We start from the raw sequence: 22,322 nt of genomic DNA, 5'->3' as shown, positions 1-22,322 counted from the left end.
AAAAAGGACACCCGTGTGGATGCCCTTGATATTATTTAAATGCAATGTAGTTATAAGTCGAATTATTCTCATTCATACGACCTCTAACTGTAAAATTGAGTCCTGATGAAATAGACACTGAACCTACTGCCGAACTATGGTCACGTGTTGCCATGTAAACTAAAGGCGCACCACTAACACTACCACTAGTGTGGTGTACAATAACCATTTTTGGTCTGAATCCTACATTTATGCTTTGTTCGCTATCGTCATTGTTTTCATAGGAGCCTATCACATAACCCGTACTTTCACTAATTTGACTAATTGAATCTTGTAGACTAATTAGAGTGTTACCAATATCAGAATTAGACTCATCCAGAGATTCGACTCTCTGAGTTACCTCAGCCAATTCCTCTCTGCTAGCCTGTTCAATATTCAAGACATTACCAAGACCAACGGCTTCCTTAGAGATATCTAACCCTTCTACCTCAGCTTTGAGACTGTTTAATGTTTCTTGAGCATTGGCAATAACACCCTCTACTTGTTCGATCTTCTCGTAGATTTCACCAGCTTTTTGATCGGTGTACCCATTCGCATTACCTTCCGCATTGTCCCAACGTTCTTGCTTTGTGTGGTTGACGTGGCGGTTATTGTCTTCATAATGCGCTTCGAGTTGAGCAATATCTATGCCGTCTACATGCCTACTGATGTTGCGATAAACGACAACCTCAACATATGTGCCTTCTGTTAGCCCACTACCCAGCACTACGTATTGCCCGTCTAAATCAAACTGATCGGTTTGTAGTAAGGTGGTATTCACATTCACTTGTACAAAATGGTCATCACGGGACAGCGCAAATCCAACGTTGAATCGGTCTTGGTCTTCATTCGCTACGAATGTTTTAGCATCGACAGATAATGCGTTCTCGTATCGCTCTAGGGCATTATCGATCTTTTGGTCGATTTGGCTACTAGTATCAATCGTCTCCCAGTTCGACCAACCATTTTCAGGGTGAAACCTTCGTAGGTATAACTCAGTATTGGTTGTCCCTCGGAATGCAAATGCCTGTTGCACAATTCTAAAACTGTCCAACTTCTCGGTGCGGATGATGGCATAATTAAACGGATAGCTAGTGTCATCAGAACCTGTTAATCTCATCAAAGATGTGCCAGTCGGATAGTCATTCCCGCTAACGCCATTATCCAAGAGATCAATGACGTTGTAGCGCTTATTTAGAACATTATCCCACTCAACATCTTCATCGTAATCTTCGAGTTGTTCACTGACGTATTCCATTGCTTTCTTGTGGGCTTCTTCAATCGCTTCTTCTTTCTTTAGCGTTGATCCCTCTGTTGTTTCTGCTTTTTCATGGATCTCTTTAAGAGCTTCATATGTGATGTTGTACATCCAATTAAACCATTCAGCAGGGGGCTTCATGCCTTCCTGATAGCCTGATTGCTTTATATCATCATTTGGCTCGATACCTTCTGCCTGCCATTCTGGTAGCTTGCTTTCAAAGTTTGCCATCGTTTCACTCCTCTATAGTGGCAAGTCTCGATCATCGGACGGCACGTATATACTGCCCAGATAACCGCCTGTCTCCATCTCTACGTTGGAAAATCCTTTATCCTCATCAACCTCAAGATTGGTACTACCAAACTCAAACGTACCTTGCAAATCTATTGATTGTACGCCAACGCCTGATGCAACAGTGTGTGCTACAATGCGTCCGAACTGTTGGCTAGATAAACCAACTTCATTAAGTCTTGATATAGGCAACTCAATTAATCGAATACTTGCAGGTTGTGGGTTCTCACCTGTCCATCCTTCTTCAATTCGTATCTCTGACGGATCGGCGCCTAGAGACATTGCTAAAACATTAATAATAGTATTGGTATCACCCGTGCTGTTATCTCTAGCAACCTTCGATTTAAGCAATATCCTATATACACTATCGTTAGCTGCGCCTCGCCACTGCCCAACGTTATGACCGTGATCATCTAGCACCTCGCCTTGTGCATGATCGATGTCTCGCCACTCTGCAATGCGCTTGTTTGTCGCTTGCAACTCATCAAAATCAGCGCCGAATACATAAAGAAGCCTTCCGATATTGCTATCAGGTCGCTTATTGTAAGCGTCTGTTAATCGACTAATCATACGTTTGGTAATGGTCATGAAACCACCACTCGCTCATAATTAGTCTGCGCTACCTGTATCGCATCAATGGATATATTCCCCGACTCCCCATTAAGCGTTAACGAGTCCACAGAGGCAACACCAGGTACACGATGAACGATGCTAATAAGGCGCGAGTACACTACATTTTGACCCGTCTGTAAGCCTGTATAGATGTTTCCGTCCTCGTCTGTGCCACCGATGTACTCAATGATTGCAGAGCGCACAAGCTCATGACCGTTAGACGGATACTCGTTATTTACTGTAATATCTACCTCAATATCGAGTTGGACCTCTTCCGCACGGCTAAATTTAATCGGCACAATGTTGCCACTGTCATCCTCAATCTCAACTAGCTCATCCCCATGTGCTTCAATTCCTGCTGCACGGCGCCTGAAGATTTCTCTTGCTACATCCTCGGATTCTCCACCTAATACGTAGGTTTCGAAAGACTTCGGCGGTCGTCCGTTTACAAGCTCGTCTGTTGTGTTATCAATAACAGTTGCTGTACGTACACCCTCAACACTAATGACGGCAGCACGAATGCCGTTTGTTGTTGGCGATCCACCAGAGGTTAATGAGCGATCGTAGCGATTGCGTAATTCTCCATCCGTTTCCTCATCACGTCCACCAGCAATAGCTCTTGGGTTCGTGACCTCATCTAGTCCCGCAACAGGCGTATCAATCTCCGTTACCGTATTAGCAGGACTATTACTTAATGCGCCTGCCTCTAAGGCAACCACTGTCCCGTGAGTAGTGTCATCTGAAATTACGACACGTTCAGCGAGCCGATACGTAACCCCATCATCATTACTAAACAGTGATCCCTCTGGTATCTCTGTACCTTCATCACCTGTAAAGAGAAGCACTCCTGATGCAAACTCAGCAGGGCGTCGTCGCACCAGTTGATTCATTGCAACGCCACTCAACGTTTTGCCCTCTGATTTATGCACAAAGCCACTGTTGTAGCTGTTTTCTGTCTCTTGCCATAACTGGGCTACTGTAAACGAATGTATACGAAGGATAATTCCTACAGGTGTCCATGCAGCCGTGTTAATGTCCTCTCCGAACATCTCTTTTGCTCTACGCTCAGATTCGTTAAATACATCTGCATAGCGCTTACGCTTAAAACCATTTCGGTTTAATCCAAAGCTCATTGTTCCATCACCTCACTAACCTCTAATGGCTCACCATCCGTTTTAATCGCAATAAAAAAGACGCTTACTTTGCGCCTTGGTCTGTCGTATTCAAAACTAATGCTCTTGATGCGATCAATGCGTGGTTCTTGCTCTATGGCTTCTTCTAACGCAGCCGTCATATCCTCTTCATCTGCTCGTTTGCCCCTAAACTCCGCATGGTACAATCCAATACTTGGATCTAAAAACCATTCGTCAACATTCGTCCGAAGTAATAGTCGTAAACTTTGTATAAGTTCTTGGTCCTCATCGACCATTGTTATGTTGCCGTTTTTAATAACCAGATCACCTGTATCATCTAACGCAAGACTCTTCATTCGTTACACCCTTCCAATGATTACGGCATTTGAGGGATCGTACTTTGCTTGGTTACTACCGTTTCCACGTTTGCCTCTAATTGCATCCGAGTAATCACGCTCAGATATTCCTACCCAAACAAGGTCGCCTCTGCTATAAGTATCTGTACCCATTGCAATGGCTTCAGGGATCACCGATAGCCGACGACCATTTTCATCAACAAACATTGGGTCCAACTCATAAGTTGACCCTTTGACCTTATCAACCCTGCATACAATCATTGCTACACCGCCTTAATGTGCGTATAAAAGTCGTTCCCCGCAAGCACATGCGACCCCTCCATCACTCTATACTGACCGTTTACATATCTACTCTCGATATTAAAGATTGAGTCTGCTTGTATCCTGTGATTAAGTAGCGCCGTCATGTTGTATCCACTAATAATGCGCTCATCTCGTTCCTCTTCAAAAGGTTCTGGCGATCCAATGAGTCCTCGTGTTGGTGTAAATCTAAAACGGATATTATCACCGTCTCTTCCGCCTCTAAAGAACGCCTGACCTTTAGCAATATGGAACTTCGCACCACAATCCCTAGCCAACTCTTTTAATATCGTTGGTATCCTGCCATTTACCGTCTTTCCTCGGCTGTATGAGGGGTTACGAGGTAACGATAAAGCACCAATTGATAAACCGCCCGCTCTGGCAACGTCTGTAATGATCTGCCCAGCATTTGTGCCTGCTTTATAGGACCGACTAAATGACACCTTTCTCAATTGATCTGAGGCGTCCACAGCTTTAATGGTTGTGATCTTATCAACGCCTGACCATTCGGTATAGTGCTTGTATAGAGCACCTAAAAAGATTCCGCCTACGTCCTGTTGATACCCAGCGTTTAGAACCACGGGCAACCCCTCGCTTAACTGATTAATTGAGTTGCTTGATAGGTTGTATATCTTAATCTCTGCATGGTTTAAGTCTGGTTGATCATCAAATTCGACATTAAACTCAATTTTGAATCGATGAAGCATATAAGAAGAAGAACCAAGAATAACCTCAGCTCTTCGACCAAACTGTTCCATCATTCCACCACCTCTAAAAACACCGTTTCACCAAAGTTGCGACGACTCACCCTGTTTTGGATACCCGCCTCATCTCTGGCTGTGATGGTTACTGCTGGCAAACGAGCATCAGTGTAGGCATAAAAAAAGAGGCACGCCGTAGGTGATTTTCTCACCGATCACAACGTCCTCTCCATTTTTCCTAAGGTCTACCGTGAAGTAATCTCCAGCTCCGTTGTAATGGACCTCAAAATCAAAAAGTTCCTCGGCTAATTCCACATTAAAACGATATGGCACACGTTCAACATCAATCGGTAAGATCATACCGTTTGTACCCTCCCTGCGCTGCCGATCTCATCAACCTCGGCTCTTAGGATGCCCGAAAGTCCAGAGGTGGAAGGGCGAGCAAAGCGAACAGATTGAATGGTAGCGTTAAATCTAAATCCATTCGCATCATTTTGGTCAACGCTCGTAGTCATAGACATAATCACGCATTCTTTCATGTTCGCTCGACCTCTATACTTGATGACTTCTTTTGATCGCCTAGCCGCTAACAAGTCTAAATGCACTTGTGAAGGATTATCCCCGTAATAAACACATTGAAGAGAGTAGACGGTTGGTAACTGCTGTACATGATCAACGATTGAATTACCTTCTACTGGATGCTCCGTCACTTCGTTGTCGCGTGATCGATCCTCATTCAATATGTTGAAATGTACCTCGCCAAAAGAACCTCTAAAATACGCCATCTCACCACCTCCTAGACTGCTGTTGCATCTCTTTTATCCTTATCGTCTTTAAGTGCCTTTTTAATCGCTTGCTCTAAATGATATTCTTCACTTGCGTTACGAGGCGGTTGATCAAACTTTAATTCAAGATTGTAGTTCTGTTGATTATAGACAGTCGTACTACCTCCGCCACTGCTTGGTGCCGTATCTCGGTAATCATCGATGTAATGCACGTCAGGGTATGCGGCAGATGCCATACGCGATGCACTTTCGGCTACTGCCATTGCACTGTCATCCATACCTATTTGAAGTCCCATACCAATATCATCACCAAGACCCATCATCAAACGAGAAGGTGAATTGGTTTGGAAGATTCCTGTGAACGTATCCCATACAGAGTTAGCTAAATCTGCTGCTGCTGAAATAACATTACCAACCATACCTAACATACCGTTAATTAGACCTTGAACAAGATCTATTCCAAGCCCTAACCAGTCCATATTAATAATGGTGTCCAATATTGAAGTACCAACTTCCATAGCCATCTCAACTATTTGAGATAACAATGATAATGCACCTTCAATTAAAGCTATTATTAGATCTACTGCCGCATCATACAGTTGAGGTTGCATCTCTAAGATAGCTTCGACTAGAGCAATAATTAATTCTATACCTGCTTCTATGATCTCTGGCAGCATACTTATAAGCCCCATATTCAGAGCTAAAACGATTTCAATTGCTGCATCGATAATCATCGGTAACAAATCAATAATTGCTGTAACTAGTGTAATAATTAGCTCTAGCGCCGCTATGATGAGCATAGGTAACAATTCAATGATGCCCTCACTAACGTTATAATTATTCCTATTGCAGCTTCAATCAGCATCGGTGCAAACTCTACAAGCATTTCAACAACTGTGACAATGATTTGTATTGCAGCATCTATAATCAAAGGAAGGGCTGTAATAATGCCTTCCACAAGCTTAATTAATAGCTCTACCCCTGCCTCAAGTAACATTGGCACCTGAGTAATTATTGCTTCAACAAGAGTTGAAATAAGGTCTAATGCTGTATCGATTAACGTTGGTAACAGAGTTAAAATCCCATCAATTAAAGTCAATAAAATGTCTATACCTGTTTGTAAAAACATAGGTAGTAAAGACACTATTGTTTCAACAATTGTAATGACAAGATCTGCGATACCAGCAACGATCTCTGGCAAAGCTTCTGCGATCCCCATAACAAGGGTGCTAAAAAAATTCAACCGCAGTCTCCATCATCGTTGGGTAAAACTCAGCGTACGACCCAATAATATCTTGAAGAAATTCAGGAATCTTCGCTGCTATCTCAGGTAAAACGGATGATACAACATCAAAAAGTCCTTCAAACAGATTACCGAAGCCTTCGACGATGCCCATAAACACATCGCCAATACTCTCCGCTTCTGAAAGACCTTCAAATGCGCCTATGACCGCTTCTGCACCACTTAGGGCAAACTCAGCTAACGTGGAAAAGGCTCCCGCAACAAGCTCTATGACAACACGAATCGTCCCCATGTTATCAATGATAAAGTCAGCAAATGTTTGAAAGATCGGCAACAGTTCTGCTTGCAGTTGTGTACCCATCCCGCCGAAAAGACCACCGATTTCTGATAAAGTGTCACCAAACTCTACCCCTGCGGCTATTGTTTCGTCGCTTAGGATAATCCCCATCTCATGAGCTTGATCGATAAAGTCACCGATCCCATCCGAACCCGCCTCAATCGCTGGCAATAAACGGCGCCCCATTCGAGTACCGAATAATTCACCTGCTGCACTTGCGCGATCAGATGACGTTTCAAGCTCTCCTAGAGAATCAATCGCTGTCATGAAAGCCTCATCCGTACTGACTGTTCCTGCACGCACATCATCCATCGATACACCTAAGTTAGTGAGTGCTTTCTCGTACTTTTCATTGCCTCCTGCTGCCATACCCATACGCTGATTGAGACGTTCAAGCGCACGATCAGAGTCAGATGATTTCATCCCTACTCGCTCTAATGCATAAGACATTTCCTGATAGCTTTCTGTTGCCATACCAGTACGCATTGCCGCTTGATCAATAGAGTCGGCGGTATCAGCAAAGCTTTTGACCATCGCAAATCCAGTACCTACAACAATTCCTTTGATTGCTGTAATTGCCCCTGTTGCTAACCCTGCACCTTTTACAATCGTGTCAAAACCAATACCGCCCTGATCACCCATATCACCTAGCGCATCGCCTGTTTGGCTGGCTTCTTCTCCGACGCCTGCAACGCCTTCCTCAGCGCCTCCTGCGGTTTCTTCGACACCACCCATAGCAGATTCGCCCGCTTCGCCCATGTCACCCATAGACCCGCCTGCTTCATCTGCGGAACCTGCAACACCTTCTAAGGCTTCTGCGCCTGTCGACCCAGCTTCCTCCATTGCACCGCCAGCACCTTCTGCGGACTCTCCGATCTCGCTAATGCCCTCAGCGCCTACATCTGCACCGCCAGAGATACCAGCGCCCATATCGTCACCTGACTGACCTAATGCATCTAGACCAGACATTGCGCTGTCGATACTCTCGTTCATATCATCTAACACGCCTGTGTCGATATTAAAGCCTATCTCAACCTCTAATTCTCTTAATGCCATTCACTCACCCCCGTTCTTAGCATAAAAAAAGCACCCTATATAGGGCGCTCATCATTTTTTTCTTATTCTTTTGTTTCTTCTTGGCTTCTTGTTGCTTCTTCTCACTGTTTTCGTTCATTATGTCCAGCGCTGCATTCATCTCATAGACTTCATCATTCGTTAAAGAGGCAACATCAATTGTGCCGCCTCCTTCACCGATAATCGGACGCCAAAACCACCAGTTTTCTTGTGCTCGATCCCTGTAGTGTTTGCGTTGTTCGGCTTTCTTTTCCTCTAAGGAAAGTTCAGGATTACTTCTTCTTGACCCCTCTAAGAAACATTTGCGCTTCGTTGGTTACCTCTTCGAAGTCCTCTAAGTTATTATCCCAATAATCAAAATCAACTTTAGGATCAACGATCACATTATCGTGTAGGTAAAATTGTAACTCTACTTGGTCAAGTAACTTTGTCTCTGGAATGATCATTTTCTGACGCGCCCGAACCCAATTCAACGACCCGGGATGTTGAAAAGTATATTTCTTACCGCTTTCAGCTTCGTACACCTTTTGCTTTGAGTTTGTATTCGTCTCTTTTTTTCTCTGCCATGATAAATTACTCCTCTCTATAATCCAAAACTGTGATTTCTACGTCTCGATCTGCTACCTCTGATCCCCATTCTTTACCTGGGGGCTTTTGAAGAATTGCTTGATCCCCACCAACAAACTCGCCTGTACGGCTGTTTGTGCAAGAAATCGGGAATGGTTCTCCTTGTTTATACAACTCATTTAAAAAGGCTAATGAAGGCGAGGTAGATGCTAAGTGCAACGTGATTACGCCTGTCTCATCATGACTACGCCCTAAACTCTTCTCTCCTTGTGCTCCTGTGTGCACGGTGAAACGATCTTCATTTTGCTCCGCCGAGATCACTGATCCCTCAGCAAACCCAGTAATATACGTTGTATCAACAATAACTTGGCAATCTTTTGGGTCCATTACCTGTGTCATCTAAAACCCTCCTATACTCTAATTGCGCCTATAATCGCTACCCCGTGGATAGCACCAGCCAATTCAAAGTCAAAATTAACATCTGGCAGTGTACGTTTGGCTCTGTCCTCTTGTGGGACGTCTGAACGATCAGGTGTACTGATGTTGTACAGTGGCTCACCGTTTTCATCTTCCGCGATAATGCCGTTGTTGAATGCGGATTTAAGCACCGACTCAACGGCTGCACGAATCATCGCAATACCCGTGTTCGTAAACGGCACTTTAGGTGCGTTTACTAATGTAGTAAATACACGCTCTTTTAAACGAGCCTCTACAAAATCCTGTGATCTTAGGATGTCGATAAACTCACCTGATGTAGTACGCCCTGGTGTGGTATGGAGTACGCCACCTTGACTGATGATGGCATTACCATTACTTTCATCATCAATAATCAACTCAATTTCATCGTCATTGATTCCTTCTGACAACCCTACACCGCTAACTTGCTTAAACTTCCATGTAATTGATCCGGGATCAGTCGGTGCACATCGTCCTACCCATCCCGCAGCCGCCGTTGGATCACTATGCAGTAAGCCAACTGCTCTCTCCGCATTTCGGTCTAAAATGCTGTCAATGGAGTTGGTTGTATAGAAATACAACTTACGCTGCGAATCAACCCAGTCTGATAATGCTGACACAACGTCATCGCTTTGATCGGTACATAACAAGAAATAAAAGTCTTCATCCGTATTATTAAGCGCTCTGACCAGTTGATCGGGTGAAGCTCCGTCCCCATCCTCGTTCTCATCAGCAATGGACTTAATTGCCACTCGTTGCGGTCGTGGACTTTGAGCAAAGATCCGATTCGCAAATCGGTATTCCTCATCATTAACATTGAAATCATCCGACACTTCTTGAATCGACCTGTACGTTTTATATTCATGACTCTTACTCTTGCCTAAGATCAATGGCAACCCAAACCCAGCTTGCGACACTGTTTGTGTCTCACGGGTAATTGTTACCTCGACGTCTCTAATCGCCATGCTTTCACTCTCCTATCGCTTCTTCATTTGAAATAACAGTGTCGATGGCTTCTACCGTGTACGAGTATTCGTCCTCGATTCGAATTTGAATATCAAATCCAATGCGGTGCTCGTACGTAATATCACCAAACACTGTACGGTCTGTCATAGGTTCAAAGTTCGCAAGAACAATGCCTCGCTCTGACAACTGCATATAATTGCGCTTTAGAGCTTTTAACAGTTCGTCCGCACTATCTAATGCATCATCCTTTTTATCTGAGTAGACGGTCAATGACAGTGTTAAGGTAGGCTGTGAAGTGACAACCACTTTCACGCCACCCTCTGCTTCCTCGTAGCGCTCGCTCTCACTTGATGACGACCACGGTGATGTGATCTTGCGGGCTACATAAGGGTAGTTATCTGGCTTGGGATGATCGGACTCTACATCAACCATAATTAACTCTGTCTCATCCCACACAAGCCACAAGAGCGTGTCTAGCAACTCACTTCGCTTCATTGTCCACTCTCCTTACGTAGTACACAAAAAAGCCCGCATATAGGTCATGGGGCTTCTGCTGCATCACTCTGTATTTGTCATCCTTAATCGTTACTAGTTTGCCGTTTGCGATCTTTTTCGTCGTGAGTATCTTACGGTCATTGACTGTGAATGTCCCGCCCTCTGCAAAGTTCAAATCATCATCACTTACAGGGTGGAACGAGCCGCTAAAGGGATATCTGCACCCTGAACAGGTTCAATCCATACAGGACCCTCCCAGCGACCAGATTCTTCTTTCCCCTCTACGTACATCGGTATTTCATATTTTCTAAGGATACGCTTAACTTGTGACTGTTTCATTCGCATCACTCAATTTTAAAATCTATTGATTGAATCAAGTTTCCTTCATCAACGAGTGGATTACTACTACCCTTTGTTGCTGTAGTAACTGAGGCATTACTAGGTGCATTTAATTTTCTAATGTGTTGCTGTATCTTTCCTTTAAATTCAGTGCCGATCATATCCAAAAATGCTTGAGTATCTAATCCTCCAGCAATCACTTGATCTCCAAACACTTCTATTTTTTTCATAATGTCATCAATGTTTTCATCAAAACCAGTCCGTAAATAAGAGCGTTCAGGAATCGTCACTGACTTTACCAATACAAAATAAACATCAAAACTCTCTTTGCCTCTTTCTTTCGCTAATAGACCATTCCCCTTTTGTGTCGGGATAAAGAATAAATCATGGAAGTCGCCTGCACTCTTACCCTTCGCCTTTGGGTGAGATGGGATAGTCAAATACTTACCACTCTTGGGAGTTATTGTCACTCCAAACTCATGCGCTCCTGCAATCTTGACCATTTCCGAATCTGCATCACCAAAAACACCAACTTTGATCTTATTTGCTCCAAGTTTATTAAGATCTGCTGTTAGTTTTTTATTTTTACTGGTGTCTTTAACGGTGACTTTTGCCACACTACCAGCCAACCTTTCTGAATGGCTTGAAATAAGGGTGCGCTACCGCCAATGTGTCTGCACTAAAAAAAGGAGACGGATAACTCGCCTCCCACGGATTCGCTAGATACATTTGCTGTCTGTTCAAAGGATTCAACAAGCTTTGCTACGCCTAGCTTAACAGCAGGAGGTAAAGACAAACGATTGTCCCCATCCCTAAAATCGTTATTGCAATAATTAATGGCGTAATCAATTGCGCTTTCAATCTTAATTTGCAAGCTTGGATCTTCTTCAAAGCCTACCAATAGCTTGATCTCTTCGTGAAGCTTATCATTCATGGCTGTTCACCAATGATAGAAGCTCATCTTTTTTTCATGCTCTTGGTGTACGCCAATTTCTTTTCTTCCGCGTAGGCTTGCAACTGTGCTACTGTCATTTCTTCGAACTTTTTGGGTTGTTCCTCTGTTTTCTTCCCTTTGCCTTCTTGTTCCGTTTTAACCTTTTGTCCTTCTTGGTTCCTTTGCTCGGCTTTGGCACGCTCCTCAGCCTCCTTACGCCTCTTGCGTTGGAATCCTGCTAGACCCATTAATCTTCACCACCTTCATCACCGCCGTCATTATCTTCTTCGTCATCCCCACCCTCATCTGGCGGATCTGGCTGCTCTGGTGGTTCTGGTTCCTCCATCTCCTCAACAGTCTCGCGGAAACGGCGTAGTTCATCGTTACGTATGCTCTGATGACCGTATTTATAGTTGTACTCCATTCGCTCATCAATAGCGTCTAATACGTTCTGCTTCATGATTTGCGCCTCCTACTCAATATTGAATTTGAAGTTAACCATGCGGATTGCTTTTTCATCGTACACGCGCTCCCAGTTAGTACCATTAGCAAGTTCGCTATTAGTAGGGAATACATCCTCTACACTGTTTTCAGTCCATTTGATACCTCTTGGGTGCAACATATAAATTTGACGGTTGATCAAGAAGTCTTCACCAGAAGAAGCAAGAGAATCACGATCTACCTCAGTCTCAATAATGTTAGGGTGTGATCCATTCCCCCACGCTAGCGCTCCAGCACCAAATAGGTACGCATTTGCTTGTCCGTTATTTGTGTCAAAACCCATTGCATCGTCTACAATGACACGCTTATTCATGAACGTTGGCACACGAACACCTTGATTAGATTCCTGTACGTATTCAATGAGGTCTTGCTTGGCAAGGTACGCTTCAACTGCTGAGTGCATGACGAGCGCCGTCAGAGAGTCCTTTGCATCACCCATCACCTGAGTAGCGTCAATGAAAGATCGTCCGCTAATGAGTTTAGCGTCTCCGTCTTTCGTTGTGATGTCGTGAGTCTTTCCTTTCATAGAATCTGAGGCAAACACACCACTTAGTGTAGCGAGCAACACACGCTGGCGATCTCGCGCCCAATAATCCGTTACGAGGTTTCCGATTGCACCCATTGGATCAGCACCGGACAGTAAAGATGACAGTCCGTTTGCCGCCCATGCATCTGCACGACCGTGCTTACGAGCCACGTCTTTGTTTGTGCCAATCTTTTTGGTATCGAGCGCCCCGTCGTCTTTCATGGTCTGAGACTGCCCTGTCAGATCATTAAAATAAGGCATATTAACGAGGTGCTTGGACCCGATGCCAAGGCGTTAAACTCTGCCTCATTGGTAGCAATCCCGCTATTCAGTACATTTGAGAGTTCCATTGTTCTTTGCGTTACATATGGCGTGAAAATTTCTGGCTGAATTACATCCCCAATACGTGTTACTTGTGCCATTTATAAATTCCTCCTAGTTAGCTTGCGCTTTTAATAATTTGTATTTCTCTGGATCTTCTTTGAATAAGCGCCCCTGCTCAGTAAGGTTGTAATGCTCCTTGCTGAATGGGTTTTTATCCGTAGGCGGTTGTTGCCCTCCGCCGTAAGGTGTGCGCCCTTTTAATCCAGCAGGCGTTGTGTCTTCTTGTTCAAACAAATAAGCATCAGACTCTTTAAGTGCTGTGATTTGATCCTCGAACCCTAGCAACTTCTGACCATCCAGCTTGATTGATTCAGTATCTAAAAGTGCTTTGGCAGCTCTAGGATTATGAACCTTTTGATCTCTCAACGCCTTCTCTATTGCAAAATCAAACGCTTGATCGTCCAACTTCTTTTGGAAGTCTTTTGCGGACTGTTCATTCTCGCTTTCTAAACGATTAATCTCTTTCTGAAGTTCCTCGTCCCCAGTGGATTTCTTCTTCAATTCCTCTAATTGGTCATCTCTTTTTGTGATCTCATTGTCTTTATCTTCAATTTGCTTTTCTAATCTCTTAGCCTTATCCGCATCCTCCTTGTAATCATTAACGGTCTTACCATGCTCCGCCATGATCTTATCGACTGTCTCTGCTTCTAATCCTAAATCTGTTAAAAAGTTACGCTTCATGTTCTTCATCTCCTTACACTGTTTTTACGCGCATGACCGCGATAGGATAGCCATTTAACGCATGGCTACGAAAGTATAAAAAATACGCCTACCTTTGGCGGGCGTTTTGCCTATAGTCTTGTTTACGAGTTGCACCTTTTAATGAACGCTCCACTTCTTGTAAATCTCCTGCCATCTTTCCTAGTTTCTGTAGTTGGTGCATTGCGTTGTCCATGTCGTGTATCTTCTTTTCTTGCTCTGTTGGATCGTGGTGCTCTAATTCACGATCTGAGCCATCAACAACCGGGTGGATATTCGCTTTATTCTCACGACGATTTTGTTCTTTTAATTGCTTTGCGATCTCACCCGTATTGTTCGCAATCTGTTTGAGGTACTTTTCTATTTCTTTACTCAAATCAATCACTCCTCATAAAAAATACGCCTGCTAAGATGCTAGGCGTTCGGACTTCCATTCTTCATATGTCATAGATGCTGCCGCTTCATTTGTTTGGACCTTCTTGATCTCTTCAATTTCGTAAGAAACAAAGCAACGACAATTAATGTCCATTTCCGGCTCTCCAAACCCTCCTGGGTAAAGTGCAGCATAATCATCAATTTCAAATTCTTCTTCAGTACCTACTCGTATTCCATCTAACCCTTCGTGTCTATCTCGCACGCGCTCATCAGCAACGGTATTCCACTGCTTTTTCATGATTATCCCTTGTTCCTCAGCATGAGCTACACTTTCATAACTCGCTTTTTCGCGTACTCTATGCGCCTCAGTACGCACGATTCTTCGAGCTTTAGCAACATTACCCTCTAAATCACCTTTAATCGCATTGGTTATTTGAGAGTATGACTGACCTTGATGTAACCCTTTAGTTATGCTTTCTCGTATAGAATAAACTAAATCTTGACGATTACGAGATAATCTTTCGTTCAAAGTAAGTCCTGTAAATGAATTATTAGTTGACGCCTGAATTACGCTAGGTTTAACAGCAGAATAATTAAGTCTAGCCCTTGTCTCTCTTTCAATATTAAAAGCCGTTTGATAATAAGTTTCTGTGTATTGCCTCCCCAATTGACGGTGTATATCATTGCGAACGCTAGTACTCATGTTATTAACTCGCTTAATTATCTCGCTTTCTAACTTTTCTAAGCGATCATATTTAATCATTACCTCAAACGTTAGAACGCCGTCATTCTCATATTTCCTGTATTGATCAGCTAAAAGGTCTCGAACAAACACAAGTGTATCTGCATGTTTTTTTAGCTATCTCTCGTTCTGCACCACGGGACAGACGTTCTAAGCGCTCTATCAATCTGCGACTATTAACCGTCATCCTCATCACCTTCATCATGATCGGTGTAACCATTCAAGTCTTCGTGATACGGGTCTCTCATCTTCTCCCTTTCTTCTTGTATTTTCTTCTTCTCTGCTTCTACATCTGTTACCCACGGATGGTTCGATAACGCTGTTTCAAGGCTTGTGACCGCAGCCGATTTAACCGAATTATCGATACTCTCGTTTTCATTGAAAATCATCGTCTTATTAAACGTAAATTTGATTTTCTCCTCAAACGTGTGGTTGTCGGCTATTGCTAGATACTCCTTAATAAACCAAACCAATTGTTTTAACGCAGAAGTGAACTTACGCTCCATTGTGCTTGCTTTCATGTCCAGTAAGCTATACAAGAACTTTAACGATACACCAGATGGGTTTGAACCGAACGCATCCTGCTTAGGATTAACACCCATACCAAACGCCACAATATCGTCTTGCGTACGGTTGAGCTTCGTTTCTAACGATTCCATAGGTATCTCAGCTTTTTTGGTATCCACACCGCCATCGCCATCCGTCTTAATCACCTTGTAATGCTTTAGGTTTGTTAGGAATTCGCTAAGGTTTGTACCGTCAAAGCCCTTCAACACATAGATTAGCTCTTGAATCTCTTCAAAGTTGTTCGATCCATCCGATGCTAGTCGGTCGTAATCATCTACCAAGTCTTTATAAAAAGTGAGGTCGCTCTTTTCCTCTTGATTGTTCCTGAACGGAATAAAAGGTACTCTCTCCCATGCATAGCCACTTTCATCATAGTAATAGTGAGGCGCTGGGTTTACTTCCTCGTTAGGATCAAGCGTAAACGTACCGCCACCACTAATTAGATACGTAACCTTATCTCTTTCCCACCACTCCGCACGTATGACCTTCTCACCATAAATGCTGACTTGATAGTACCTTAACGCTGCTTCCATTGGTTGCCTAGGATTTGAATAGTCATAGATCGGTATGAGTTGTTCAGGTGGCACTTGCAAGTAATCAAGATTGCCCTCTTCATCAATATAAGGATGCCAATACTCCACACCCTTATTAGATGCATTCTTAACAGACTCATTTATCATGTCATTAAAGAAATCCCCGAAGAAATCATCAAGACGCTTCATGAAATAATCACTTTCACTCTCGACGACGATTGGCTTTGATACTAAGTAGGCTACCTTTTGATCAACAAGTAGCTTATGCCACCCATGAGCATTCTTGTGGTTCGCCTTGGACTCATCCTCCACCAATTCTCCATCTTTGTAATACTGTTTCTGGCGTTGTTTAATGTCCCCTTCATTGAAATAATAACGCTCTCCCTCCTTAAAGCGAGAAGCATCATGCTCTTCAATTAACTTCTGCACCATCTCACTCAATCCAACGTCTCCGCCACGCTTGATAATATCTACATATTCCTCTGTAAGTGTTGATCCCTCTGGATACATTCTGCACCTCCTTACTTTAATACCTCTACAGCAGACTGCCTCATGTCAGCTTCCATAGCGTAACGAGTGGCGTCTATTGTGTGATTATCTTTATCCTCTAAACGAGGGCGCGGATTGCCGTCCCTGTCCGTCTCATAGTCGATACTCTCGAACTCTCGAGCAATGTTAGGTGTACGTTGCGGATCGATCCAAATGAAGTCTAGGTCGTCTAGCCACTCCTCGCCGTACTCCACACTACCCGCACCTTTTTTTTGGCTTGTTTCAACCTCTTAACGCCGTGTTCTTTTTTTCATCTCATCATTGTTTCGTGGCTCCACATCGGTATATATCAGATCCGATTGATAGCCTCGCTTGTGTAATTCTTTCGCTAACTCTCGGTTGCTAATTTTCACACCGTATAACTCATCCATTGCATAGATGCCATTACGCTTCTTGTCATAATGCCAACGAACAAAAGCGAGTGGATCGTTTGCATAACCATAATCTAGACCTTTTCTGTCGTTATCAAAACTTGCGAATAATTCATCAGGTATTGGCTCAAATTTAAGGTTGTTGAAAGGCACTACACCACTACCGATTGCTTCACCCTCGTATTCCCATCGATAACGCAGTAGGTTCCGTTCTCTAGTTGCCTCGGCTTCTTCTATGAAATCCTTAGAGATGTATGGGTTATCCTTAAAAGTCGAATGATGCACAAACGTGTTTGTTGGTTGATTATGACTCTCATATTTCTTGTTCACCCAGCTTTGACGCCGTTTTGGTGGATTATATGAATAGAAAAACTTATAAAAAAAGACCATCCCCCAACTCTCCACGTAAAAGTGAGTTAGTGATGGTTGTTACTTCGTCTTCTGTTTTAAACTCTGCTAGCTCCTCGATCCAAGCAATTGCAAATGGATAATTTGCCGATTTGAGGGACTTTATACGCTCTGGCTCCTGCGCTCCTCGAAACACAATATAATTGCCTCTTGGGATATAGGTAATCTTCATAGGCGACTTGTTAACTTTAAACAAGTGCGCCACTCCTTGCTCGCTAATTGCCCATTTAATCTGCTCAAACAATGATAGCTCAATTGTGTTGTCAAACTTACGGATACCAACACCGTTTACGGCTAATCGCATGAGTAATTGTACGATGATGTGAGCAATGTCTGATGACTTTCCCGATCCACGACCGCCTTTCGCTACAACATTCAGAATGTCGGGATCTAGCGCAGCTCTCCATAACGAGCGAAACGCAGGTGGGATAAACTCAGAAAGCTTTCTAACCGCCATCCTCATCACCTATATCATCAACAAACTGAACAGCACCTTCAACAGACACCTCTTGCTTATCCGTCCACATGGCGTAGCGTTTTCCTAGAAGCTCGGCGGCTTTGTTTGCGTCAGCTAACTTTGCGGGGTATCCAACAGTCATTGGCTCCTCGATTTCCTCTACAAACTTCCGAATCGTGCCGTTGCTGTCAGGCTTCCAATACTCTTTTCGTTTCTTAACTGTGATAACGGTGTATTCCTTCTCTTCACGGCGCTTAACCCTTGTGAGATATTGCATGATTTCTTCCTGCTTTGCGACCTTGTCGCTTTCTATTTCAGCGAGACGTTCGTCGATGTAATTTCTAATTGTAGTATTTTGTAGTAGCTTTGTTGTGTTACCCCTCGCAGAATAACCTGCCGTTTTTGCGGCTTCTTCTGCATTACCGCATATGATATATTCGTCAGCAAAACGCCTTTGCTTCACTGTCATTTTCATTACATATCACCAACCTCCATTAAAAAAAGCCACTCTATTTGAGTGGCTAAAGATTAATCCTCTTCTTCTTTTTTAGTTACAATTTCATCAATTTCATCATCATTAAGTTCATTACCGCCGCCAGCCATAGCATTTTCAAACCTTCTGTCAAAGTCTCTTTTTAAATCCTCTTTTTCTCTTACCATTTTAATTGCATAGTCTTTATTAGACAATTCCTCAGATCTGATTTCGTGTTCCCTTAAATCCACTTTTGTTGGGGATGATTGACATACTGATTTTTAGTTTTGTGGAATCTTCTTTGAACTAAATTTGTGTCGTTATCCAAATGGTGCTTTTTTTTCTCCATTCAAATACTGTAGAATTGATAAACCTCCCAACATCATTTAAGAAATTTCTTGCAAGAATTATTTTCGGAACCAACAAAAGTTGCTCGCCATTAACATACAGCCCCCTCCTGTTGACCTCTACCCAATTCAAGATTTCTGGGTCCCATGCGTACCCAAGAAACCGCGGCTCAGACATCTCTATATCGTATAAGTCACACTGATTTTCGGTGAACTCGCAAAGCTTGTCTCTTAATAAATTGGTTAATAAATCAGACATTCTGTCAAGATTAAAATCCCTTACAAATAAATTCATATCTCTAGGTCTAGTAACTATCCCTTCACGAAACAACCCTTCATCTCTTATATTTCTAAAAATCCTAATAAGCATTTCTGAAGATGATCCAGTGCCTTTTGATGAATCATGAGATAACCCTAAGCGAGTCTCCTCAGGTTCATTCGCATTTAAAAGAATAGCTTCCGCCTCTTGGTCTAAGCCTTCATGAAAAAGATTAAAGACTCTTTCAAAAAAATGTTTCGACTATTACATATGCTTCTTGACACCACTCATTATTTAACAACTGTAATCTTGACGGGTCTATAAATACGGGGACATCCTTATGAACTAAACCATCAAAAAAACTCAACATCTTCTTGGTTTTCTTCTAAATTCAAAGCCTCTGTAAATCTCATTCTTCAACCCCCTAAATATTTGTCTCTCCCAACTTCGACACCCATGCTAAAATACCTCCTATTTGCCAAAAAAAATGAAGAAATTCCACATAAATTGTCGAAATACAGGACTTAGAGAGGGGGTTATACATATAGATAAACTAAAAACGAGTAGCAGAAAGCCCGCAAAGCGTGTCTCAAGTACTAGAAATATCTTTGATTATAAAAAGCACTAAACCAAAAAGCTACAACGACCAACCTCGCTGTGGCTTATTAGAATGGCTCTCATTTATATGTGGCAACCGTATGACGAAAAGCTTTAAATTGATTTTTTTATTTATTTGACTAGCTGCTACTGTTAGCCAGAACCCTATGACGATTATAAACCAAGTTGTCAACAAAGGGTGACTATATATTGTCTCCACATTAAAAACCTCCTATAATTAGTTATAAGGTGGTGTATGTATGGGTAATACTGAAATTAACATTGTACCTAAATTCATTGATAACGCTCTTTCGGCTCCGGCACAATCGATAGGGAATTCCCTATCAAACTTTTGGGAATTGTGCATAGGTAATCACGTCAATTTATGGGTAAAAAAACAAGAGTTTAAACATCAAGAAAACCTAATTGAATTTAAAAAAATCAATCGAAGATAAAACACAGAATATTCCAGAAGAGAATTTAGTAGAGCCAAAACTGCATGTAGTCGGACCAGCGATTGAAGCTTCTAAATACTACATTGATTCTGAAGAATTAAGAGAGATGTTTTCAAGTCTTATTTCCGCATCAATTGACAACAGAAAATCTGATTTGGTTCACCCTTCTTTTGTGGAGTTAATAAAACAATTGTCTCCATTAGATGCACAAAACTTGAAGTTATTTAAAGGTGTCTATCAATTTCCAATCTGTGAATATAGAGGAGTTACTAAAAAAGACAAAGCCTATATTACAAGGTATACTAATGTATTTTTGCAAAACCCGAAAGTTTCAGATCATAATTTAATCTCTTCATCCATGTCAAACCTCGATAGATTAGGATTAATATATATATCATACAGTAATTTTATAAGCGATGAAACGTTCTACGATAAGTTTAAAAACACTTCAATTTATAAGAAATTGAAGCATGAAATTGGGCGAAATGGCGATGAATCATTAGAGATACGAAAAGGATTAACTCAACCAACTCCTATTGGGAATGATTTTATAAAAATCTGCTTATCTTGACCCTATTCAGTTAAAATTAATATCAACCCCTTTTAATATAAATGGCAACCGTAAGACGAAGAGAGCCTCATCCCACAAAGGAGAAGAGGCTCGTAGCAATTTGACTATTCACTTTCAACTCTGCGCGTTCTAACTGCTTTTGTACCGTACCCTTCTTCACACCCAAATATTGTGCTGCCTGTTCCAACGAGAGCAACTCTGCCTTGACCATTACATAAACCTCACGCTCTCTAGCCGTAAGCATAGATAAAGCGTCATCGATACGGAAATGGTCAGCCTGGCTAATTTGTTTGTCCTCTGACATGTTATGCCGTAATCGCTCTAATGCGCTAGGCTCCATGTAAATTGTGCGTTGGTGTACGGATCGTCGCTCAATATCTCGCTTTGCACCTGGTCGCCTACTTGTCTCCATCCACTCAATCGCATACTCCAAGTCTCGGATCATCCCGCCAATGATCTCATGCTCGTTTTTCTCGGCTTTTAGCTCCGTCCACTCCGCCTCAGTCTCCATAGGTTTACGTTGCAATGTCTCCCGATACTTGACCAACTCTTTGCGCTTTTGCTTGTACTCGATCACTAGATCTAACATCCAACCCGCCCCTTTGCTCTTATTTGCCTTTGTACGCTCCGCCTTTGCCTCTTTTCAGTGTTTGCTTGTTTTGCCCCATCATCTGCTCCCAAAACGCTTCTGAGTGCGTTTCCTTTCGCTTCTGTGGCTTCTTCTTAGGTTTCTGCTCCTTCATCTCGTCCCTCCCAATAAAAAAGAGCACCAACTAACACAGCTATGCTGCATTAATCAGTGCCCGCGGTTTTTCCGTAAGGCTGTTATTCAATTACAATCTCTCTCCGCCGTGTTATCTCAGATATTTCTACAATGTCCCTGTATTTTTCCAACCTTAATTTTTCATAAAACTCCGCCTCAACATCCCTAACATCAGTTGCGCCCGTGACTATGTTCAGCTTTCTAAATTTCCTATCATAGCCAATCCAGATGACTACCCAGAACTGATATGTGGAAGCTAAGATTTTCACCTCCATATAGATCCATTTACATAGGTACATACGATCATACCTTCTGGGTATTTATTACATTACCTTGTTACAAATCTATTAAGACTTAAATCTCGCTCTGTCCGTTGATCCTTACTCGCTCTTGACGATTTACGTCAAAGACTGCCCCGTCTCTCCAAATAACCTCGTCTACCCCGAATGGTTTTGGCGTCACTGTCGTCAACTTGCCATCCTTTATGATTAGCACCGCATCTTTGCTCAAATCAATCTCCGCCGTTTTACTCAATGCGACCCCTCCTGCGTATGTGGTATAATCTCTGTGGGTACAGACTCCGCAAGGGGTCTTTTTTTATTTTTTTATTTCTTTGTTTTCTCCGCATAAATTATAAATGCAACAATGAATGGTAACAGCATTGCTATCAGAATAGGTAGCCATATAATATCCATTTTGGTCACCTCCTTTGATAACCTTTACCCTAAAACCCTCTCCGCAATTTCTCTAGCACGTTTGTTGACCTCTTCTTCTTGGAACTCCTCACGAATCACCTTACGCTGCCACTTGATCTGCTCACTCTTCGTCATTATTTTTCTTATGAACTGGCAAAGCCTCATATCTGTTGTTGCGGGCGACAG

Annotated in this window: 33 protein-coding genes and 1 pseudogene; 1 reads left to right on the top strand and 33 read right to left on the bottom strand. The window is 42.6% G+C overall.

The features are described 5' to 3' along the window. Window positions 1–31: 31 nt before the first annotated feature. From JCM19055_RS20520 to JCM19055_RS27725, 30 genes and pseudogenes are all read right to left on the bottom strand, one after another. Entirely contained in the window at window positions 32–1,507 is a 1,476-nt protein-coding gene (locus tag JCM19055_RS20520; RefSeq protein ID WP_042361095.1) for a hypothetical protein, read from the bottom strand. Between the two features lie 12 nt (window positions 1,508–1,519). After that, the gene (locus tag JCM19055_RS20515; protein WP_042361093.1) at window positions 1,520–2,155 is read right to left on the bottom strand and encodes a hypothetical protein; all 636 of its coding nucleotides are present in this window, start codon (window positions 2,153–2,155) and stop codon (window positions 1,520–1,522) included. Continuing rightward, window positions 2,152–3,312, bottom strand: a complete 1,161-nt coding sequence (locus JCM19055_RS20510; RefSeq protein ID WP_042361092.1) for a baseplate J/gp47 family protein — start codon at window positions 3,310–3,312, stop codon at window positions 2,152–2,154. Before JCM19055_RS20510 ends, JCM19055_RS20515 begins: the two co-directional genes overlap by 4 nt. After that, complete coding sequence (locus tag JCM19055_RS20505; RefSeq protein WP_042361091.1) at window positions 3,309–3,668, bottom strand: hypothetical protein; 360 nt, start codon at window positions 3,666–3,668, stop codon at window positions 3,309–3,311. Before JCM19055_RS20505 ends, JCM19055_RS20510 begins: the two co-directional genes overlap by 4 nt. A 3-nt stretch (window positions 3,669–3,671) precedes the next feature. Further along, complete coding sequence (locus tag JCM19055_RS20500; protein WP_042361090.1) at window positions 3,672–3,929, bottom strand: hypothetical protein; 258 nt, start codon at window positions 3,927–3,929, stop codon at window positions 3,672–3,674. A gap of 2 nt (window positions 3,930–3,931) precedes the next feature. Then, window positions 3,932–4,726 (bottom strand): hypothetical protein, encoded by a 795-nt coding sequence (locus tag JCM19055_RS20495; RefSeq protein WP_052366617.1) that lies wholly within the window; start codon window positions 4,724–4,726, stop codon window positions 3,932–3,934. Window positions 4,727–4,834: 108 nt separating this feature from the next. Beyond that, window positions 4,835–5,029 (bottom strand): hypothetical protein, encoded by a 195-nt coding sequence (locus JCM19055_RS30645; RefSeq protein WP_052366616.1) that lies wholly within the window; start codon window positions 5,027–5,029, stop codon window positions 4,835–4,837. Then, the gene (locus JCM19055_RS20485) at window positions 5,026–5,454 is read right to left on the bottom strand and encodes a phage baseplate protein (RefSeq protein ID WP_042361088.1); all 429 of its coding nucleotides are present in this window, start codon (window positions 5,452–5,454) and stop codon (window positions 5,026–5,028) included. The genes JCM19055_RS30645 and JCM19055_RS20485 overlap by 4 nt, the downstream gene beginning before the upstream one ends. 11 nt (window positions 5,455–5,465) lie before the next feature. Further along, complete coding sequence (locus JCM19055_RS20480; RefSeq protein WP_152550004.1) at window positions 5,466–6,254, bottom strand: hypothetical protein; 789 nt, start codon at window positions 6,252–6,254, stop codon at window positions 5,466–5,468. Next, the gene (locus JCM19055_RS20475; protein ID WP_152550003.1) at window positions 6,242–6,673 is read right to left on the bottom strand and encodes a hypothetical protein; all 432 of its coding nucleotides are present in this window, start codon (window positions 6,671–6,673) and stop codon (window positions 6,242–6,244) included. The genes JCM19055_RS20480 and JCM19055_RS20475 overlap by 13 nt, the downstream gene beginning before the upstream one ends. Window positions 6,674–6,683: 10 nt before the next feature. Further along, on the bottom strand, window positions 6,684–8,090 hold the full coding sequence (locus tag JCM19055_RS20470) for a hypothetical protein (RefSeq protein ID WP_042361085.1): 1,407 nt from the start codon (window positions 8,088–8,090) through the stop codon (window positions 6,684–6,686). 290 nt (window positions 8,091–8,380) lie between these two features. Beyond that, window positions 8,381–8,581 (bottom strand): hypothetical protein, encoded by a 201-nt coding sequence (locus tag JCM19055_RS27730; RefSeq protein ID WP_265182424.1) that lies wholly within the window; start codon window positions 8,579–8,581, stop codon window positions 8,381–8,383. Window positions 8,582–8,681: 100 nt separating this feature from the next. Further along, a complete protein-coding gene (locus tag JCM19055_RS20460) occupies window positions 8,682–9,074 on the bottom strand; it encodes a phage protein (protein WP_042361083.1) in 393 nt (130 codons plus the stop codon). Window positions 9,075–9,085: 11 nt separating this feature from the next. Further along, window positions 9,086–10,096 (bottom strand): DUF3383 family protein, encoded by a 1,011-nt coding sequence (locus JCM19055_RS20455; RefSeq protein ID WP_042361081.1) that lies wholly within the window; start codon window positions 10,094–10,096, stop codon window positions 9,086–9,088. A 4-nt stretch (window positions 10,097–10,100) separates the two neighbouring features. Then, entirely contained in the window at window positions 10,101–10,592 is a 492-nt protein-coding gene (locus JCM19055_RS20450) for a hypothetical protein (protein WP_042361080.1), read from the bottom strand. Continuing rightward, a complete protein-coding gene (locus JCM19055_RS20445) occupies window positions 10,579–10,767 on the bottom strand; it encodes a hypothetical protein (protein WP_042361078.1) in 189 nt (62 codons plus the stop codon). Before JCM19055_RS20445 ends, JCM19055_RS20450 begins: the two co-directional genes overlap by 14 nt. A gap of 11 nt (window positions 10,768–10,778) precedes the next feature. Further along, window positions 10,779–10,937, bottom strand: a complete 159-nt coding sequence (locus JCM19055_RS30640) for a hypothetical protein (RefSeq protein WP_265182423.1) — start codon at window positions 10,935–10,937, stop codon at window positions 10,779–10,781. Next, window positions 10,937–11,560, bottom strand: a complete 624-nt coding sequence (locus JCM19055_RS20440; protein ID WP_265182422.1) for a hypothetical protein — start codon at window positions 11,558–11,560, stop codon at window positions 10,937–10,939. The genes JCM19055_RS30640 and JCM19055_RS20440 overlap by 1 nt, the downstream gene beginning before the upstream one ends. A 50-nt stretch (window positions 11,561–11,610) precedes the next feature. Continuing rightward, entirely contained in the window at window positions 11,611–11,865 is a 255-nt protein-coding gene (locus JCM19055_RS20435; RefSeq protein WP_052366613.1) for a phage head-tail connector protein, read from the bottom strand. 23 nt (window positions 11,866–11,888) lie between these two features. Continuing rightward, window positions 11,889–12,113 (bottom strand): hypothetical protein, encoded by a 225-nt coding sequence (locus JCM19055_RS20430; protein WP_042361077.1) that lies wholly within the window; start codon window positions 12,111–12,113, stop codon window positions 11,889–11,891. After that, window positions 12,113–12,325, bottom strand: coding sequence for a hypothetical protein (locus JCM19055_RS20425; RefSeq protein WP_042361076.1), 213 nt, complete (start codon window positions 12,323–12,325; stop codon window positions 12,113–12,115). The genes JCM19055_RS20430 and JCM19055_RS20425 overlap by 1 nt, the downstream gene beginning before the upstream one ends. Before the next feature lie 12 nt (window positions 12,326–12,337). Next, complete coding sequence (locus JCM19055_RS20420) at window positions 12,338–13,114, bottom strand: major capsid protein (RefSeq protein WP_265182421.1); 777 nt, start codon at window positions 13,112–13,114, stop codon at window positions 12,338–12,340. Window positions 13,115–13,131: 17 nt separating this feature from the next. After that, complete coding sequence (locus JCM19055_RS30635) at window positions 13,132–13,314, bottom strand: hypothetical protein (protein ID WP_265182420.1); 183 nt, start codon at window positions 13,312–13,314, stop codon at window positions 13,132–13,134. Between the two features lie 13 nt (window positions 13,315–13,327). After that, window positions 13,328–13,957, bottom strand: a complete 630-nt coding sequence (locus JCM19055_RS20415) for a phage scaffolding protein (protein ID WP_052366612.1) — start codon at window positions 13,955–13,957, stop codon at window positions 13,328–13,330. Between the two features lie 88 nt (window positions 13,958–14,045). Continuing rightward, window positions 14,046–14,351, bottom strand: coding sequence for a hypothetical protein (locus JCM19055_RS20410; protein WP_042361073.1), 306 nt, complete (start codon window positions 14,349–14,351; stop codon window positions 14,046–14,048). A gap of 30 nt (window positions 14,352–14,381) precedes the next feature. After that, on the bottom strand, window positions 14,382–15,185 hold the full coding sequence (locus JCM19055_RS20405) for a phage minor head protein (RefSeq protein WP_042361072.1): 804 nt from the start codon (window positions 15,183–15,185) through the stop codon (window positions 14,382–14,384). An 83-nt stretch (window positions 15,186–15,268) separates the two neighbouring features. Next, on the bottom strand, window positions 15,269–16,702 hold the full coding sequence (locus tag JCM19055_RS20400; RefSeq protein ID WP_042361070.1) for a phage portal protein: 1,434 nt from the start codon (window positions 16,700–16,702) through the stop codon (window positions 15,269–15,271). Between the two features lie 11 nt (window positions 16,703–16,713). Further along, window positions 16,714–17,977: pseudogene (locus JCM19055_RS20395) on the bottom strand (PBSX family phage terminase large subunit). Next, window positions 17,967–18,452 carry a terminase small subunit gene (locus tag JCM19055_RS20390; RefSeq protein ID WP_042361069.1) on the bottom strand — a complete coding sequence of 162 codons (486 nt, stop codon included), beginning with the start codon at window positions 18,450–18,452 and terminating at the stop codon, window positions 17,967–17,969. The pseudogene JCM19055_RS20395 and the gene JCM19055_RS20390 overlap by 11 nt, the downstream one beginning before the upstream one ends. A 53-nt stretch (window positions 18,453–18,505) precedes the next feature. Beyond that, a complete protein-coding gene (locus JCM19055_RS27725) occupies window positions 18,506–18,664 on the bottom strand; it encodes a hypothetical protein (protein WP_193745527.1) in 159 nt (52 codons plus the stop codon). A gap of 1,414 nt (window positions 18,665–20,078) precedes the next feature. On the opposite strand from JCM19055_RS27725, the gene JCM19055_RS20375 reads away from it, so the two are divergent. Next, window positions 20,079–20,678, top strand: coding sequence for a DUF4393 domain-containing protein (locus JCM19055_RS20375; RefSeq protein WP_042361064.1), 600 nt, complete (start codon window positions 20,079–20,081; stop codon window positions 20,676–20,678). A 67-nt stretch (window positions 20,679–20,745) separates the two neighbouring features. Here JCM19055_RS20375 and JCM19055_RS20370 read toward each other — a convergent pair whose 3' ends face one another. From JCM19055_RS20370 to JCM19055_RS20360, 3 genes are all read right to left on the bottom strand, one after another. Further along, a complete protein-coding gene (locus JCM19055_RS20370; RefSeq protein WP_042361063.1) occupies window positions 20,746–21,267 on the bottom strand; it encodes a sigma factor-like helix-turn-helix DNA-binding protein in 522 nt (173 codons plus the stop codon). A gap of 19 nt (window positions 21,268–21,286) precedes the next feature. Next, window positions 21,287–21,421: a hypothetical protein gene (locus JCM19055_RS30630; RefSeq protein WP_265182419.1), complete on the bottom strand. Its 135-nt coding sequence runs from the start codon at window positions 21,419–21,421 to the stop codon at window positions 21,287–21,289. Between the two features lie 374 nt (window positions 21,422–21,795). After that, window positions 21,796–21,975 carry a hypothetical protein gene (locus tag JCM19055_RS20360; RefSeq protein WP_042361060.1) on the bottom strand — a complete coding sequence of 60 codons (180 nt, stop codon included), beginning with the start codon at window positions 21,973–21,975 and terminating at the stop codon, window positions 21,796–21,798. Between the last annotated feature and the right edge of the window lie 347 nt (window positions 21,976–22,322).

The sequence above is a fragment of the Geomicrobium sp. JCM 19055 genome, assembly GCF_000698185.1.
In the GTDB taxonomy this organism is placed as follows: Bacteria; Bacillota; Bacilli; order Bacillales; family Marinococcaceae; genus Geomicrobium_A; species Geomicrobium_A sediminis.
Note: the sequence above shows the minus strand (reverse complement) of the source record. Positions and strands in the feature narration are given on the sequence as shown.

Coding starts and splice junctions, on each gene's coding strand:
- JCM19055_RS20520 (WP_042361095.1), bottom strand. CDS start 1,507: ATGGCAAACTTTGAAAGCAAGCTACCAGAATGGCAGGCAGAAGGTATC.
- JCM19055_RS20515 (WP_042361093.1), bottom strand. CDS start 2,155: ATGACCATTACCAAACGTATGATTAGTCGATTAACAGACGCTTACAAT.
- JCM19055_RS20510 (WP_042361092.1), bottom strand. CDS start 3,312: ATGAGCTTTGGATTAAACCGAAATGGTTTTAAGCGTAAGCGCTATGCA.
- JCM19055_RS20505 (WP_042361091.1), bottom strand. CDS start 3,668: ATGAAGAGTCTTGCGTTAGATGATACAGGTGATCTGGTTATTAAAAAC.
- JCM19055_RS20500 (WP_042361090.1), bottom strand. CDS start 3,929: ATGATTGTATGCAGGGTTGATAAGGTCAAAGGGTCAACTTATGAGTTG.
- JCM19055_RS20495 (WP_052366617.1), bottom strand. CDS start 4,726: ATGGAACAGTTTGGTCGAAGAGCTGAGGTTATTCTTGGTTCTTCTTCT.
- JCM19055_RS30645 (WP_052366616.1), bottom strand. CDS start 5,029: ATGATCTTACCGATTGATGTTGAACGTGTGCCATATCGTTTTAATGTG.
- JCM19055_RS20485 (WP_042361088.1), bottom strand. CDS start 5,454: ATGGCGTATTTTAGAGGTTCTTTTGGCGAGGTACATTTCAACATATTG.
- JCM19055_RS20480 (WP_152550004.1), bottom strand. CDS start 6,254: ATGCTCATCATAGCGGCGCTAGAGCTAATTATTACACTAGTTACAGCA.
- JCM19055_RS20475 (WP_152550003.1), bottom strand. CDS start 6,673: ATGGGGATCGCAGAAGCTTTGCCAGAGATCGTTGCTGGTATCGCAGAT.
- JCM19055_RS20470 (WP_042361085.1), bottom strand. CDS start 8,090: ATGGCATTAAGAGAATTAGAGGTTGAGATAGGCTTTAATATCGACACA.
- JCM19055_RS20460 (WP_042361083.1), bottom strand. CDS start 9,074: ATGACACAGGTAATGGACCCAAAAGATTGCCAAGTTATTGTTGATACA.
- JCM19055_RS20455 (WP_042361081.1), bottom strand. CDS start 10,096: ATGGCGATTAGAGACGTCGAGGTAACAATTACCCGTGAGACACAAACA.
- JCM19055_RS20450 (WP_042361080.1), bottom strand. CDS start 10,592: ATGAAGCGAAGTGAGTTGCTAGACACGCTCTTGTGGCTTGTGTGGGAT.
- JCM19055_RS30640 (WP_265182423.1), bottom strand. CDS start 10,937: ATGCGAATGAAACAGTCACAAGTTAAGCGTATCCTTAGAAAATATGAA.
- JCM19055_RS20435 (WP_052366613.1), bottom strand. CDS start 11,865: ATGAATGATAAGCTTCACGAAGAGATCAAGCTATTGGTAGGCTTTGAA.
- JCM19055_RS20430 (WP_042361077.1), bottom strand. CDS start 12,113: ATGGGTCTAGCAGGATTCCAACGCAAGAGGCGTAAGGAGGCTGAGGAG.
- JCM19055_RS20425 (WP_042361076.1), bottom strand. CDS start 12,325: ATGAAGCAGAACGTATTAGACGCTATTGATGAGCGAATGGAGTACAAC.
- JCM19055_RS20420 (WP_265182421.1), bottom strand. CDS start 13,114: ATGAAAGACGACGGGGCGCTCGATACCAAAAAGATTGGCACAAACAAA.
- JCM19055_RS30635 (WP_265182420.1), bottom strand. CDS start 13,314: ATGGCACAAGTAACACGTATTGGGGATGTAATTCAGCCAGAAATTTTC.
- JCM19055_RS20415 (WP_052366612.1), bottom strand. CDS start 13,957: ATGAAGCGTAACTTTTTAACAGATTTAGGATTAGAAGCAGAGACAGTC.
- JCM19055_RS20400 (WP_042361070.1), bottom strand. CDS start 16,702: ATGTATCCAGAGGGATCAACACTTACAGAGGAATATGTAGATATTATC.
- JCM19055_RS20390 (WP_042361069.1), bottom strand. CDS start 18,452: ATGAAAATGACAGTGAAGCAAAGGCGTTTTGCTGACGAATATATCATA.
- JCM19055_RS20370 (WP_042361063.1), bottom strand. CDS start 21,267: ATGTTAGATCTAGTGATCGAGTACAAGCAAAAGCGCAAAGAGTTGGTC.
- JCM19055_RS30630 (WP_265182419.1), bottom strand. CDS start 21,421: ATGAAGGAGCAGAAACCTAAGAAGAAGCCACAGAAGCGAAAGGAAACG.